Genomic DNA, 14,343 nt, shown 5'->3' with positions numbered 1-14,343 from the left:
GAACTTTATATATACTTTATATTTATAAAAATATTTTTTAGGAGCAATAATTATGAAATTTGAAGAATTAAAAGTTGGTATGAAAGCAGAAATTACTAAAACTATAACAGAAACAGATGTAATTTTATATGCAGGAATTACACTTGATACAAATCCTGCTCATTTGAATGAAGTTCATGCTCAGCAGACTATGTTTAAGCATAGAATAGCTCATGGAATGCTTACTGCAGGACTTATATCTGCAGTTTTAGGAACAAAACTCCCCGGCGAAGGAAGTATTTATATGGGACAAGAATTAAAATTCACAGCACCTGTATATTTCGGAGATACAATAACAGCTGCTGCTGAAATTATAGAACTTATTCCGGAAAAGAACAGAGTAATTCTTTCTACTACTTGTACAAATCAAGACGGAAAAGTTGTTTTAAGCGGAAAAGCAACTATAATGAAAAAATAACAATTGTTAAACATATTATAAAATTAAAAAATTGATAAAGATACTATCAGGAGGATTAGATAATGGAATTTAATTTGTCTAAAACACATGAACTTTTCAGACAAATGATAAGAGAATTTGCTGAAAAAGAGGTAAAACCTTTAGCTGCAGAAGTTGACGAGGAAGAAAGATTCCCTGTTGAAACTGTAAAAAAAATGTCTGAAATAGGACTTATGGGCATACCTATCCCTAAAGAATACGGCGGTGCAGGCGGAGACAATCTAATGTATGCTATGGCTGTTGAAGAATTATCAAGAGTTTGCGGTACTACCGGCGTTATCCTTTCTGCTCATACTTCTCTTGGAACTTGGCCTATATTACAATTTGGTACAGACGCTCAAAAACAGAAATATATTCCTAAACTAGCTAGCGGAGAATGGCTTGGTGCATTCGGTCTTACTGAACCAAATGCCGGTACTGATGCCGCCGGTCAGCAAACAACAGCTGTATTAGATGAAGCTTCTCAGGAGTGGATTCTTAATGGTTCAAAAATATTCATAACAAACTCAGGGTATGCTAATGTATATGTTATATTTGCTATGACTGATAAATCAAAAGGATTAAAAGGTATTTCTGCTTTCATCGTAGAATCAACTGCACCTGGATTTTCTATCGGTAAAAAAGAAAAAAAATTGGGTATCAGAGGTTCTGCTACTTGCGAATTAATATTTGAAAATGCAAGAATACCAAAAGACAACTTATTAGGCGAATTAGGCAAAGGATTTAAAATTGCTATGATGACTCTTGACGGAGGAAGAATAGGAATTGCTTCTCAGGCTTTAGGTATTGCTCAAGGTGCTCTTGATGAAACTGTAGCTTATGTAAAAGAAAGAAAACAATTCGGAAGAACTATAGCTAATTTCCAAAATACTCAATTCCAATTAGCTAACCTTGAAGTAAAAGTAGAAGCTTCAAGACTTCTAGTTTATAAAGCTGCTTGGAGAGAAAGCAATCATCTTCCATATTCTGTAGATGCCGCAAGAGCTAAATTATTTGCTTCAGAAACTGCAATGGAAGTTACAACTAAAGCTGTTCAGCTTCATGGCGGATACGGATATACTAGAGAATATCCTGTTGAAAGAATGATGAGAGATGCTAAGATTACAGAAATCTATGAAGGTACTTCAGAAGTTCAAAGAATGGTAATCGCAGGAAGCCTTTTAAAATAATATAATTAGTAAATAAACATTTATGGAGGAATAGAAATGAAAATAGTAGTTTGTGTAAAACAGGTGCCAGATACAACTGAAATTAGACTTGACCCTGTTAAAGGTACATTAATAAGAGACGGTGTTCCTAGTATAATGAACCCTGATGATAAAAGCGGATTAGAAGAAGCTTTAAAATTAAAAGATAAATATGGTGCTCATGTAACTGTAATAACAATGGGACCTCCTCAGGCTGAAGCTATATTAAGAGAGGCTTTCGCTATGGGAGCTGACAGAGCTATTCTTATAACTGATAGAAAGTTCGGAGGTGCTGATACTTTAGCTACTTCTAATACTTTAGCAGCAGCTCTAAAAACTTTAGAATATGACCTTATAATCTCTGGAAGACAAGCTATAGACGGTGATACTGCTCAAGTTGGTCCGCAAACAGCTGAACACTTACAAATACCTCAGATTTCTTATGCTAAAGAAATACAGTATAATGAAGCTGATAAATCATTAACTGTAAAAAGAGTAATAGAAGACGGATATTATTTGCTAAATGTTCAATTACCTGCTTTAGTAACAGTATTATCAGAAGCTAACAGCCCTAGATACATGAGAGTTAAAGGAATAGTGGAAGCATATGATAGAGAAGTTGAAATATGGACATCAGAAACTATTAAAATAGACCCTTCATTAATAGGTCTTACCGGATCTCCTACTAAAGTAAAAAAAGCATTTACTAAAGGAGCTAAACAGGCTGGTAAAGTATTTGAAGTTGATACTAAAGAAGCTGTTAATATCATAATTGAAAAATTAAAAGAAAAATTTGTTATCTGATAACAAATAACCTTAAACAAAGGAGATGAATAATGAATTTAAGTGATTATAAAGGAATATTAGTATTTGCTGAACAAAGAGACGGTGTACTTCAAAACGTAGGTTTAGAATTAATCGGAGAAGCAAAAAAACTTGCAGCTCAATTAAAAACACCTGTAACAGCTGTTTTAATGGGACATAATATACAAAATTTAGCTCAAACTTTAATAGAATATGGTGCTGATATAGTATTAGTAGCAGATAATGAACATCTAAAACTATATGATACTGAAGCATACGCTCAGGCATTCAAAGCAATAATAGACGCTAAAAAACCTGAAATCGTACTATTAGGTGCAACTACTTTAGGCAGAGACTTAGCTCCTAGAGTATCTTCAAGAATGAATACTGGACTTACTGCTGACTGTACAAAATTAGACATAGACGAAGCTACAAATGTATTCGGTATGACTAGACCTGCATTCGGCGGCAACTTAATGGCTACAATTGTATGTCCAGACCACAGACCTCAAATGGCTACTGTAAGACCTGGTGTTATGCAGAAACTTCCTAAAGAAGAAGGAAGAAAAGGTGAAATAGAAATATTCCCTGTAAATATAGATACTTCTAAAATGAAAGTAAAAATCCTAGATATAGTAAAAGAAACTTCTAAAAAAGTTGATATTACAGAAGCTAAAATATTAGTATCTGGAGGAAGAGGCGTAGGTTCTAAAGAAAACTTCAAAAACTTAGAAGCTGTAGCTTCAAAAATAGGTGCTGAAGTTTCTGCTTCAAGAGCAGCAGTAGACGCTGGATTTATAGAACAATCAAGACAAGTTGGACAAACTGGTAAAACTGTAAGACCAAATATATATTTCGCTTGCGGTATATCTGGAGCTATTCAGCACATGGCTGGTATGGAAGAATCAGAATACATCATTGCTATAAATAAAGATAAAGACGCTCCTATGTTTGGCATTGCCGATTTAGGTATAGTAGGCGATGTAAACAAAGTACTTCCTCTTTTAGCTGAAGAACTATCAAAAGCAATAGAAGCTAAAAAAGCTAAGTAATAAAATTATTTTAGAAACATTTTTGAATAATCAAGAGCAGGTGCTGAAAATAAAGTTTCGGCACTTGCTATATTTATATTTTAAATTTAGCTTTTTAATAAACTTGTTTTAAAATCAATTTTATTTATAATTTCTTTGGTTACACTCTGAGAAACATTTTATAGCTATCCTCTTTTTGCATCAATATCATTAGGCATAGTTGTATAAAAGAACCATACATAGTACACATTCTGTAAAAGGATTTCATTTTTAATCTTAATTTAAGGTATTACCATATTATCAATAATAAAATTAGTAATTAAGTTTTTGGGCAAAGTATCTTTGGTATGGTAACATTTGAGAAAGTCTCAGAGTATTTGCGTCAAAAAAGTTCATAGTATATTCATAAAAATCTGAAATTAATAAATCATAAATCTATCCTATTATTTCCAACAATTACAATATACCTAAACCAAGATTTTATAAAAGGAAATACTTTTTTTATAAAATTATCTACATTTTCTAATTTATAATATAATTTTTCTACATTATTAGCATCTTCTATAATTTTTTTCCAATATCTTTCTTTATTAGGATCTACCTTATCAAAAAAATAGTATTTAAAAAATATATAATTTGTAATAAACCAAAACATATCATATTTAACATTTTTAAAATATTTATTAAACAATTTTACATCTTTCATTTTTAATGGATGCTCATCTTTGGTTCTAACTTTTGGAGATAATAATCTAAATATATTAATTGCAGGATTATGTGCTAATGGTTCTATACATATAAAAATACCATCTTTTTTTAAAATTCTTTTAATTTCTTTTAAAGTATCATCTATATCAACATGATGTAAAATATCGCCTGCATATACTATGTCAAAATATTCATCTTCAATATCTATTTTATCTGATGTAGATTTTAATACATTAAGTTTTACATTATGAATGTCCGCTAATTCTAATGTTTTCCTTAACATTTCCATACTAATATCACTAGCATATACTTCTGCTCCTTTTTTAGCAAAATATACAGATGACTCCCCTAATCCACATCCTATATCTAATAATTTCTTATCTTTTATATCTCCCAAATTACTCATAACAAATTTTTTTTCTGGCACAACACATGATTCAAAATTGTCGTCAACTAAAATAGAATCAATTTTTTCACTTTTTGCCCATTCATCATGAAATTTTTCTTCATTATTAAAAATATTATTCATAAATACTACCTCCAAAACTGGCTTTATATAATTTTTAATTTGTTAAATAAATATTTAAATTTCGCTTAATACCTACATATTTTTCTATTCATAATATTCTACAAAATTAGTTAAACACAAAAAAACCTATGCCGCATAGCTTTTATACTATACAACATAGGTTGTAATTTTTTATATTTTGAATTATTATTATAAATATATAGATATGTAATCGTTACATATTGATCTGATCTGATATGATCTGATCTGATCTGATCTATTTTCTGTATTATTTCATTAGATATTATGCAATTTAAAACATATATGTGAAAAGTTATAGAATGATATATATTATATTTATGCATTAATTTAATACAGCTGAAATAAATCATATTTTATTACTATAATTATTTATAATGAGCAATTTATCGTTTTTTGTAATTAAAATATGTATAATTTTTAGCAATTAGATAAATTATTGAAACCTGTAGGCTACTTACTATCAAAACTATATTTTATCATTTTACAAAAAACTACTTAAAATACATTTTTTATTATAAATTAAAAATGAAAAAAATCAAATTTAATTCATATATTTTTGTTTAAATTTCATAGATATTTCACGCTTTAAGTTTAAAAAGTCACGTATTTATTATAATCTAAATTACCACAATAAATAAAAGAAATAAATATACAAAACAATATAATACAAATCATAAAAAATATAGTCAAAGGTTATTAATAAAGTTAAAAATAAAAGAGTGCAGGATTTAAAATGTAATATTAGTATTAGAACTTATTACTACTAGAAAATAAAATTATAAAAAACAGATAGTATAAATATAGTATAAATAATGTAAATTACTAAAAATATACAAAAAAATTTTTATAGCTGCTTTATCGTTTTTAATAATTTTTTTAAGATAAAAATAGTTATTAAAAATGATATACTTTCTTTAACAATCAATTTCTTATTTTATCATCTAATTAAATATTAAATCAATAAAAAAGGCTATACCCAATATGTTTTTTATCTTTAATTTAATTATTATTTATATACGATAATATACAATAAAAATTTAAAGAAAAATTAAGGAATAATTTATGAATAAATACGATCATATATCAAAGATACTTATCTCAGAAGAAGATATAAATAATAAAGTTAAAGAATTAGCAGAAGAAATTTCTAATGATCTTAAAAATAAAGAAAACATACCATGTATTATAGGACTTCTCAAGGGCTCATTTATGTTTATTGCAGATCTTACAAGATATATTGATGTACCTGTAGAAATTGATTTTATGATAGTATCAAGCTACGGCAATAATAAAATAGGTTCTGAAATTAAAATACTCAAAGATGTTGATGTGCCTCTTACTGGAAGAGATGTAATAATAGTAGAGGATATTATAGACACAGGCTGTACTTTAGAAAAAATATGCGAAGTATTAAAAACTAGAAATCCAGCATCTTTAAAAATATGCACACTTCTAAACAAGCCTTCGAGAAGAAAAGTTAATATAAAAATAGACTATAACGGTTTTGATATAGAGGACGAGTTTGTAGTAGGCTATGGAATAGACTATGCTCAGAAATACAGAAACCTCCCATATATAGGCGTTGTTGAATAGTTGTTGAATAATAAATAAATTCCATACCAAACGCACGGAGAGTAAAACTAAAAATATAAATTTATTTGTAATGCAAATTATATTATTTAATATAAATAAAATTAATCGTGCGCTGAACAGATTTTTAAACTTAATAAATACTTGGGCGGGATTTAAAATATACAAATTATAGCATAAAATATATTTTTATAAAGCATATAAAAATAATAAAAAAAAGCGCCCGATTAAAAACCGAACGCTTAATTAAGTGAAAATAGATATGATTATTATTTTTTGTTTAAAGTCGCTGGTATCCCGGTAGTGTTAGGGGTAGGATTTTTAGTAAAAGTTATAGTAACACTACTGTCTGTAAAAGTTAGAGTTCCTGCAACTGCAGAATTTTCAAACTCGTAATTAGGATCGCTGCCGAAAATCTCTCCTTCACGAGCCATTGGAAAATTATCAAACCCCGCTTGTCGTTCGGTTTCTCCCATTCCAAGTTTACCTTCTTTAACTACTATAAATGCACTATTACCTTGAGCCGCATAAGTACCATTATATTTAGCAGCAATTTCGGTAGGTACTCTTGAACCTGTTGTATCCTCTCCGCCTGTTCCTGTTTTATCCTCATTGGAACAGCTTACGGACAATAGTCCTATTAAAAATAAAGTTGATAGAATTAATAAAAGTTTTTTGTTCATTATAGAACTCCTTGTATATAAATTTTTATTGTAAAGGCTTGATTCCTTTATTTGCTTGTATAAGTTTTTTGAGTTTTGATTAAAATTGAAAAAATGATTTGTAAGATTATAGATTTGGTTTTTAAGATTTTTTGAATATGATTTTACGGATTTACAATTATTTAAATTATGCAATGACGAAAAGACTTTATTAAAAAATAAAGCCTGATATATATGTATTATGAAATATGATTTAAAAGAATTGTTTGAAAAGTTTAAACTATTGACCGAGTGTCGAGTGTCGAGTGTCGAGTGTCGAGTGTCGAGTGTCGAGTGTCGAGTGTATTATTTGATATAATAGATATTTTTCCCATAGAAATATTATAAAGCATTAAATTATTATGTCAATATATTTTTATAATTTATATTAGACTTGTTTCAAAACTAAATTAAGAAATATTTATACTATTTTAATTTTTAGTATTTTTATTTTTATAACTGGGGCTTTGCTGCGAAGCACACAGTCGTGCCAGACCCCACTTCTTTTGGTGGCCCAAAGAAGCAAAAGGACTGTGTATTTATGCATTAAAATAATAAGTTATACAACATGTAAAACATTGCTTTTATAATTTATAAATTATAAAAATTTCATATATAATCTTGTCAAGTACTTTTGAAACAAGTCTATTATATAATATTTCAATATTATTTCATGATTTATATATAAAATACAGTTATAACATAATACAATTTTTTAATGTTAAGTCCTACGAATGTAGAATTTATTTTTCAAATATAGTAAAAATTTAATTGTAAATTAATTCTATATATTTTTGTTTTATTGACCATGCTGCAGCTAGAAAAAATTGAAATAAATCTACTGGGTGATGAAAATTATAATATAAATTTTCAAATCTTAATATAATTAGTTTTGAATCAGCAACTTTATTTAATAAAAATTAAAGTCTTACATTGATATTATTTCTATTAAGATATTCTTTTAAATCTTTTATATCTATTTCTTTATAATGGAATATAGAAGCAGCAAGACCTGCATCGACTCCTTTTACAGCAAATACATCTTTGAAATGCTCCATACTGCCTGCACCGCCTGAAGCTATTAAAGGAATAGATACATTATCAGCTATTTCTTTTAATAGTTCTATATCAAAACCATTTTTTACTCCGTCAGTATCTATGCTGTTTATAACAAGTTCTCCAGCACCGTTTTTCTCCCCGTCAATAGCCCATTTTACAGCATCAATTCCTGTATCTTCTCTTCCGCCTTTAGCAAATACCGAATATTTACCATTAACTCTTTTTATATCTATTGAAAGAACAACACATTGATTACCGTATTTCTCTGCAGCTTCTTTTATAAGATTAGGATTTTTTATTGCACCTGAATTTACACTTACTTTATCAGCACCTGATTTTAAAACTATATCAAAATCTTTTATACTGTTTATACCGCCTCCTACAGTAAGAGGTATAAATATTTCTTTAGCTACATTTTCTAGTACATTGACAAATAAACTTCTGTCCTCATAAGAAGCTGTTATATCATAAAATACAAGCTCATCTGCTAATGAATTATTATAATATTTGGCAAGTTCCACTGGATCATCAACATCTTTTAAGCCTTCAAAATTTGTACCCTTTACAACTCTGCCGTTTCTTACATCCAAGCATGGTATAATTCTTTTTGTTATCATACTAAAAACCTAATTTGATATATTAAAAAATTATATAATAAAATCATCATTTCGTAAAGTGCAGATATTGTATTTTATTACCTTATTTCTTTTATATTATTTGAATTTAAATCACGCTTTTGGCGGGTGCATTTTTTGAAGTGCAGGCTTACTAGTTTAATTTATACCATATAAAAAAATAAAGCCTTTAAATCTAAAAGGGCGGGGATTAAAATAAAGTTTTAAAATTTACCATCACCCCCACCCTCTAAATTTTTGAACGTTATACTGGTATTTTTTAATTATTTTTCTCTATTTACTTTAACTGTTATTATGGCTGCCCACCCAAGTGCGTTGTAAATTTCATAATGCTCTTCAACGCACGTTTGGCTTGATTATTATAAGTAATGAAAATTATAATTATCAATTAATCCGTATTTTTTAAATTCATTCTGCGTGCGAGCAGAAAATCCTAAATATGCTCAATCAAATCTATATCATCATCTTCAATGTCCATTACATAGTAAAGAGAGATTTATTTGCTTTTTATTATAAGCATTTCTGTATTAATAAAAAAGCAAAAAGTATATATTAATACATTTTTGCAATTTGTAATTTTTGCAAAATAAAATTTTAATCTAATTCTTTTTTATACTCTTCAAATATGTATTTAACAAAATATTTTACATCATTCTCATAACTTTTAATATTTATTTGATTATCTTTTTTTCCTCCAAGAATTGAAGAATTCATAATTGGCAAAAATTGATTAGGTTCCTCATTTTCTATACCGCTTATACTTTCTATAATATCATCAGTATCTATAGAATAATCTTCAGGAAAATCATAAATATCTATTATGTTTTTATCTTTTTTAGTAATCATCTTTTGTACATTTGCTCCGCTTGGCATGCTTGCAATTTTTTTTCTTATCCAAAACTATTTCTCTTTTAATAAGTTCTTCTTCATTTAAAGCTTTATTTTCTAAAAGAAAGTTTACTATATTATTTACACAATCTCCCATAGGATTAACGCCTAGACAACTACTGTCAGGATTATCAATAATTATATTGAATTTATCTTTTTTCTTAATCAAAGTAAATTTCAAATTGTCATTATCAAAAGTTGATTTATTTAAATCATAATTTCTTACTGTTTTGAACCCAAATTTTCTAACTGCTTTAATGAAAACATCTTCATTGATATTATTATCAATTAAAATTACTGTTATTTTTTCTTTCATATTAATATTCTCCTTTTTTTAAAATTATTTTTTTACTGTTCAGCAAAAGGGTTATACTGTTCCTGTTTTAATTTAGGAATGGGTTTGCCTTTTGAGGCTTCATCTTCTTCCCAAGTATTAGAGGATGCAAGTACTGCCCTTGCTTTTGACCATATTCTCATATTATTAATATTCTCTTTCATAGTTGTTGATATAGGATAAGTTTTTTTCATAGCTTCCATTATATGTTCTGTTGTTACTTCCTTATCTTCATCAAATGCTTTGGATAATGCCTCTTTAATATCCTCTTTTATTTCAGCACCTGAGAAAAATTCTCAGCTATCAGCTTTTTCAAGTTATATAAGGAAGACTTCTTTTTGTCTGAAGCAGTACTAAACTTCTATCTTTATAATCATTGTATGCTATATCTCTTATTTTACTTATTAGTATTGGATTATCTCTTAAAAACAAATCATATTCCCGAAGCACATAGTTTTATAGCCTATGACCTGCACTATATTTATAGATGAACGTATTAAAATGCCTAAATCAAACATAAAAGCTCCTAATTTATATAATGATTTTTATTATACCATATAATTATATTTATGTAAATAACATTATTATTTATAATGTTTTTACAGTTTGTTTTAGCATATTGTTATATCTTCTTAGTAGGCAATTAATAAAAAACAGATTAAAACATCTATGAAATATTTTTTTGAAGCAAGTAAAAACGGAAATATTAATAAACTTAAAGAAGGCATTAAACAAAACATCGATATAAATAAACTTGATGATGAAGGGTTTAGTGCCTTAATGCTTGCTTGTATTTTTAATAAATATGATTCAGCAGAAGTTCTAATAAAAAACAATGCAGATATTAACTTAGAAACTTCAGAGAATTGGACAGCTTTAATGTTTGCTTCATTTTACGGGCATTACCAAATAGCAGAGCTTTTATTAAAAAATAATGCCTGCTTTAATATTAAAAATAAACAAGGCTTTGATGCTTTTCTTATATCGTTATTTTATAAAAGAGAAGATATTGCCAAACTTTTAATAAATTACGGAGCTGATGTAAACACAAAAAATGATGAAGGCTATACCCCATTAATTTACTCATGCAGCTATAATAATTCTGAAATGGCAAAAATACTTATAGATAATAATGCAGATGTAAACGCCTGCAATAATAACGGTACTACAGCATTAATGTATGCATGCTTAATGCTTAAAGAAGATATAATAATAGAGCTTTTAAAACATAATGCTGATATTAAGAAAAAAGATAATAACGGCGATAATGCTTTTGATTATTTAAATAGCAATGGAAAAAGAGAAGAAACAGAGAGAATATATAAAACAATTATGTCTTTTAATAATTGAAAAATAAATATAAAAATTTTATTTACATTCCCGCCCTTTTAGATTTAAAAGCTTTATTTTTTATGCAGCATAAATTAAACTTGTAAGTCTGAACTTTAAAAAGTGCTCCCGCCCAAGCGTTATTAAAATTTTGCACTTTACTCCACGCACGTAGAGCTAATTTTTTAAATATAAATGGATTAATTAATTCTAATTTTGCCCTATATAAGAATCAATTAAACGTGCGTTGAACAGCATTACAAATTAAAACCGCACTTGGGTGGGTGCTAAAAATAACAGTAAAAGTTCAAAAATAAAAATCATTCATAAATAACAAATAGTATTAAAAAAATTTAAAGGGTGGGAGTTAAAATAGTTTTAAAATAAAAATATGATTATAAATTTCTCGGTTGACAAACTTAAAAATTTTTAGTATATATTAATAAAAAATATTTATAAAGAAATATATATATGCAAAAAACATATCATTCATTTTCAGACTATGTTAAAAATAAATTTGGATTTAAGGTAGGTAAGATTTCTATAGACACGGATTTCGGCTGTGCTCATAAAGCTAATGACGGAGGATGCAGATTCTGTAATTTAAATAGCTATAAACCGCCTTACATAATAGAGGAAAATATCAATAAGCAATGGATAAACGGCGTAGAAAACTATAAAAGAAGATATCAGAAGTTTTACGCTTATTTTCAGCTAGGAACTCCATTATCTCCGCTTGCCTCAAAAGAGTCTTTACTTTATGCTAACAAGTTAATACATTTTGATGACTGCGTGGGGATTATGTTTGGGGCAAGGAGCGATATGCTTGAAGATAATGTTTTAAAAGAGCTTAATGATTTATCTTATTTCTTTAATAAAGAGATTTGGCTTGAGATGGGGCTTCAGTCTTCCAATGATGAAACTTCTATTTTTATAAACAGAGGACATAATTATAAATCATTTGCTGATACTGTAAAACATATAAAAAAAAATTATCCTAATCTTATAATATGTACTCATGTAATATTCGGACTTCCTAAAAAGTTTATAGATGAAAAAAATATAGAGCTTGAAAGCAGAGATGATATGCTTCAAACTGTAAAAGATATTTCTTCTCTTGAAATAGACGCTGTAAAGTTTCATCAGCTTGATATAGTAAAAGGCTCTTATTTTGAGAATATGTACAAAGAATATAATTTTCCTGTTTTAGATGAAGATTTTTATATAGATTTGATGTGCGAAGCTATTTCTTTGACTAGAGAAAATATTATAATATCCAGATTAATGGGCGACAGTTTAGGCGACACCTTGGTAGCACCTAAGTGGAAAAAATCCAAGGGAGAGATAATAAACCTTATAAATAAAAGTATGAAGCTAAAAAATATTTATCAGGGCAGCAATTTTATTTTGTAATAATATTTATTTTAATTTTTATATAAATATAGTATAATTTACATATGAAGTTTTAGGAGTAATTTATGACATATTATGATGCAGCAAAAAAAGTTTTGGAGCAAAGTGATGTTCCTATGAAAGTTGATGAAATATGGGAAAAAGCTATTGAATTGGGTTATGATAAAATTATAGCTGAAACATTAAATGGTAAAATGAGTAAAACACCTATTGCTAGTTTGGGTGCGAAAATATATACGGATATAAAATTTAATCCAGACACTACAATATTTGTTAAAGTTGGCAGAGGAAAGTTTTTTATTAAAAAGTAAAATAAATAATTCTAATCAAAATTTAATAAATGAAATTAATAATTTAGGCGAAGAAGAAGATACAGAAGATATTATCACAAATAAAAAAATATTAGAAGAAGATTTGCATATACCTCTCACAAAATATTTATATTCAAGAAAAATATATTCTAAAACTATAAATGCCAATGCTGCTGATATAAACTTAAAGGGAAAAATGAAATGGGGCACTCCCGATATAGTAGGTGTTACATTTAAAGACTATATTAATAAATCAGTTTTAGAATTATTTAATCATATAAACTTCCCTACTACAGAAATTTATGCTTATGAATTAAAATTAAAAATTACACTTGGAAGTTTAACAGAATATTATTTTCAGGCATTATCAAATTCTGGCTGGGCTTGCTGCTATGGAAATAGATGAAAATAATTATGATGAACTTATGGAGGAGATGAAAAGGCTTAATCAATCTTTTGGTGTTGGTATAATGAAATTAAATTATGATAATCCGGAAGATTCTGAAATATTATTTTCAGCACAGAAAAGAAATTATTTAGATATAGATACTATGCATAAACTTTGTTATAACAGACAGTTTCAGGATTTTATTAATGATGTTAATGAAATATTAGATGCAAAAGATAAATCTAAAAGTCATATAATATCAAGTTTAATAAACAGCAAAAGATTTAATGATCCAAACTAAAAAATAAATATTTCTGATTAGTATTAATAATCATTAATTATATACCGCATACGCCTATATTGACTTTTTTGTTTTAATAGTTTATCTTATAAAAGAGGTTTATATTATTTTTTGGAAAAATTGTATTATTTTATTAATAACAAATTCTGCAAATATCATCAATATAAAATAATTTAAATCTTAAAATTAATTTATCATTTAGCTAATAACAATTTTTATTAGTGATAGTAGGAAAATAAAATGAGATTATTAAAAAAATATATTGTGTTCATTATTATAGGAGTAGTTTTTATGGTGAATTATTCTTATGGTATATCTCAAGATGAAATGAGTTTTCTGCATGCCTGCCTTTATGGTCAAGTTTATAGAATTGAAAAATTAATTGATAAAGTCAATATCAATGTTCAAGATGAAGAAGAAGGATATACTCCTTTAATGAATGCTATAAGAGGAAGAAAAATGGAGGCTGTTAAAATTTTATTAGAGCATAATGCTGATGTTACTAAAATAAAAGATAATAGCGGAAGAAATGCATTTTTCTGGGCGGCTGCTTTAGATGAACTTGAAATGCTAAAACTATTTGAAAAATATAATCCTGATTTTAATACTGTAGATAAT

Annotated in this window: 18 protein-coding genes; 11 read left to right on the top strand and 7 right to left on the bottom strand. The window is 27.3% G+C overall.

The window, feature by feature from the left end:
• Positions 1–52 precede the first annotated feature (52 nt).
• The 4 genes from Q1X91_RS08825 (at position 53) to Q1X91_RS08810 (ending at position 3,539) form a co-directional block, all read left to right on the top strand.
• Positions 53–457, top strand: a complete 405-nt coding sequence (locus Q1X91_RS08825) for a MaoC family dehydratase (protein WP_300756013.1) — start codon at positions 53–55, stop codon at positions 455–457.
• Between the two features lie 62 nt (positions 458–519).
• Positions 520–1,665 carry an acyl-CoA dehydrogenase gene (locus Q1X91_RS08820; protein ID WP_300756011.1) on the top strand — a complete coding sequence of 382 codons (1,146 nt, stop codon included), beginning with the start codon at positions 520–522 and terminating at the stop codon, positions 1,663–1,665.
• Between the two features lie 36 nt (positions 1,666–1,701).
• The gene (locus Q1X91_RS08815; RefSeq protein WP_300756008.1) at positions 1,702–2,487 is read left to right on the top strand and encodes an electron transfer flavoprotein subunit beta/FixA family protein; all 786 of its coding nucleotides are present in this window, start codon (positions 1,702–1,704) and stop codon (positions 2,485–2,487) included.
• A gap of 32 nt (positions 2,488–2,519) precedes the next feature.
• Positions 2,520–3,539: an electron transfer flavoprotein subunit alpha/FixB family protein gene (locus tag Q1X91_RS08810; protein WP_300756005.1), complete on the top strand. Its 1,020-nt coding sequence runs from the start codon at positions 2,520–2,522 to the stop codon at positions 3,537–3,539.
• A 406-nt stretch (positions 3,540–3,945) separates the two neighbouring features.
• Here the strand turns inward: Q1X91_RS08810 and Q1X91_RS08805 are convergent, their stop codons facing one another.
• Positions 3,946–4,755 (bottom strand): class I SAM-dependent methyltransferase, encoded by an 810-nt coding sequence (locus tag Q1X91_RS08805; RefSeq protein WP_300756003.1) that lies wholly within the window; start codon positions 4,753–4,755, stop codon positions 3,946–3,948.
• Between the two features lie 1,083 nt (positions 4,756–5,838).
• Between Q1X91_RS08805 and hpt the strand changes: the two genes are divergently transcribed.
• Positions 5,839–6,369 carry a hypoxanthine phosphoribosyltransferase gene (gene hpt / locus Q1X91_RS08800; protein ID WP_300756000.1) on the top strand — a complete coding sequence of 177 codons (531 nt, stop codon included), beginning with the start codon at positions 5,839–5,841 and terminating at the stop codon, positions 6,367–6,369.
• Positions 6,370–6,635: 266 nt separating this feature from the next.
• On the opposite strand, the gene Q1X91_RS08795 is transcribed toward hpt, so the two are convergent.
• The 6 genes from Q1X91_RS08795 to Q1X91_RS08770 form a co-directional block, all read right to left on the bottom strand.
• Positions 6,636–7,049, bottom strand: coding sequence for a hypothetical protein (locus tag Q1X91_RS08795; RefSeq protein WP_300755998.1), 414 nt, complete (start codon positions 7,047–7,049; stop codon positions 6,636–6,638).
• Positions 7,050–7,987: 938 nt separating this feature from the next.
• Positions 7,988–8,743: an imidazole glycerol phosphate synthase subunit HisF gene (gene hisF / locus Q1X91_RS08790; RefSeq protein ID WP_300755996.1), complete on the bottom strand. Its 756-nt coding sequence runs from the start codon at positions 8,741–8,743 to the stop codon at positions 7,988–7,990.
• A 612-nt stretch (positions 8,744–9,355) separates the two neighbouring features.
• Positions 9,356–9,607: a hypothetical protein gene (locus Q1X91_RS08785; RefSeq protein ID WP_300755994.1), complete on the bottom strand. Its 252-nt coding sequence runs from the start codon at positions 9,605–9,607 to the stop codon at positions 9,356–9,358.
• Positions 9,597–9,965, bottom strand: a complete 369-nt coding sequence (locus tag Q1X91_RS08780) for a hypothetical protein (protein WP_300755992.1) — start codon at positions 9,963–9,965, stop codon at positions 9,597–9,599. Before Q1X91_RS08780 ends, Q1X91_RS08785 begins: the two co-directional genes overlap by 11 nt.
• Positions 9,966–9,997: 32 nt before the next feature.
• Positions 9,998–10,186: a hypothetical protein gene (locus Q1X91_RS08775; protein ID WP_300755990.1), complete on the bottom strand. Its 189-nt coding sequence runs from the start codon at positions 10,184–10,186 to the stop codon at positions 9,998–10,000.
• A 109-nt stretch (positions 10,187–10,295) separates the two neighbouring features.
• Positions 10,296–10,433 carry a hypothetical protein gene (locus tag Q1X91_RS08770; RefSeq protein WP_300755989.1) on the bottom strand — a complete coding sequence of 46 codons (138 nt, stop codon included), beginning with the start codon at positions 10,431–10,433 and terminating at the stop codon, positions 10,296–10,298.
• A 219-nt stretch (positions 10,434–10,652) separates the two neighbouring features.
• Here Q1X91_RS08770 and Q1X91_RS08765 point away from each other — a divergent pair, with 219 nt between their 5' ends.
• From Q1X91_RS08765 to Q1X91_RS08740, 6 genes are all read left to right on the top strand, one after another.
• Positions 10,653–11,333: an ankyrin repeat domain-containing protein gene (locus Q1X91_RS08765; RefSeq protein ID WP_300755987.1), complete on the top strand. Its 681-nt coding sequence runs from the start codon at positions 10,653–10,655 to the stop codon at positions 11,331–11,333.
• Between the two features lie 450 nt (positions 11,334–11,783).
• Positions 11,784–12,725 (top strand): TIGR01212 family radical SAM protein, encoded by a 942-nt coding sequence (locus Q1X91_RS08760; RefSeq protein ID WP_300755984.1) that lies wholly within the window; start codon positions 11,784–11,786, stop codon positions 12,723–12,725.
• A 65-nt stretch (positions 12,726–12,790) separates the two neighbouring features.
• Complete coding sequence (locus tag Q1X91_RS08755; RefSeq protein WP_300755981.1) at positions 12,791–13,036, top strand: winged helix-turn-helix domain-containing protein; 246 nt, start codon at positions 12,791–12,793, stop codon at positions 13,034–13,036.
• Positions 12,996–13,442: a hypothetical protein gene (locus Q1X91_RS08750; protein ID WP_300755978.1), complete on the top strand. Its 447-nt coding sequence runs from the start codon at positions 12,996–12,998 to the stop codon at positions 13,440–13,442. The genes Q1X91_RS08755 and Q1X91_RS08750 overlap by 41 nt, the downstream gene beginning before the upstream one ends.
• Positions 13,429–13,725 carry a hypothetical protein gene (locus Q1X91_RS08745; RefSeq protein WP_300755975.1) on the top strand — a complete coding sequence of 99 codons (297 nt, stop codon included), beginning with the start codon at positions 13,429–13,431 and terminating at the stop codon, positions 13,723–13,725. Before Q1X91_RS08750 ends, Q1X91_RS08745 begins: the two co-directional genes overlap by 14 nt.
• Positions 13,726–14,016: 291 nt before the next feature.
• Positions 14,017–14,343 (top strand): ankyrin repeat domain-containing protein (locus Q1X91_RS08740; protein WP_300755972.1); only part of this gene is annotated, 327 nt, incomplete at its 3' end.

This window comes from uncultured Brachyspira sp., assembly GCF_949287625.1.
In the GTDB taxonomy this organism is placed as follows: domain Bacteria; phylum Spirochaetota; class Brachyspiria; order Brachyspirales; family Brachyspiraceae; genus Brachyspira.
Note: the sequence above shows the minus strand (reverse complement) of the source record. Positions and strands in the feature narration are given on the sequence as shown.

Bases quoted from the DNA above. Each gene is read 5' to 3' on its own strand.
- hpt (WP_300756000.1), top strand. From the start codon at position 5,839: ATGAATAAATACGATCATATATCAAAGATACTTATCTCAGAAGAAGAT.
- Q1X91_RS08745 (WP_300755975.1), top strand. From the start codon at position 13,429: ATGGAAATAGATGAAAATAATTATGATGAACTTATGGAGGAGATGAAA.
- Q1X91_RS08795 (WP_300755998.1), bottom strand. From the start codon at position 7,049: ATGAACAAAAAACTTTTATTAATTCTATCAACTTTATTTTTAATAGGA.
- Q1X91_RS08825 (WP_300756013.1), top strand. From the start codon at position 53: ATGAAATTTGAAGAATTAAAAGTTGGTATGAAAGCAGAAATTACTAAA.
- Q1X91_RS08820 (WP_300756011.1), top strand. From the start codon at position 520: ATGGAATTTAATTTGTCTAAAACACATGAACTTTTCAGACAAATGATA.
- hisF (WP_300755996.1), bottom strand. From the start codon at position 8,743: ATGATAACAAAAAGAATTATACCATGCTTGGATGTAAGAAACGGCAGA.
- Q1X91_RS08760 (WP_300755984.1), top strand. From the start codon at position 11,784: ATGCAAAAAACATATCATTCATTTTCAGACTATGTTAAAAATAAATTT.
- Q1X91_RS08810 (WP_300756005.1), top strand. From the start codon at position 2,520: ATGAATTTAAGTGATTATAAAGGAATATTAGTATTTGCTGAACAAAGA.
- Q1X91_RS08780 (WP_300755992.1), bottom strand. From the start codon at position 9,965: ATGAAAGAAAAAATAACAGTAATTTTAATTGATAATAATATCAATGAA.
- Q1X91_RS08805 (WP_300756003.1), bottom strand. From the start codon at position 4,755: ATGAATAATATTTTTAATAATGAAGAAAAATTTCATGATGAATGGGCA.
- Q1X91_RS08755 (WP_300755981.1), top strand. From the start codon at position 12,791: ATGACATATTATGATGCAGCAAAAAAAGTTTTGGAGCAAAGTGATGTT.
- Q1X91_RS08775 (WP_300755990.1), bottom strand. From the start codon at position 10,186: ATGGAAGCTATGAAAAAAACTTATCCTATATCAACAACTATGAAAGAG.
- Q1X91_RS08765 (WP_300755987.1), top strand. From the start codon at position 10,653: ATGAAATATTTTTTTGAAGCAAGTAAAAACGGAAATATTAATAAACTT.
- Q1X91_RS08815 (WP_300756008.1), top strand. From the start codon at position 1,702: ATGAAAATAGTAGTTTGTGTAAAACAGGTGCCAGATACAACTGAAATT.
- Q1X91_RS08785 (WP_300755994.1), bottom strand. From the start codon at position 9,607: ATGATTACTAAAAAAGATAAAAACATAATAGATATTTATGATTTTCCT.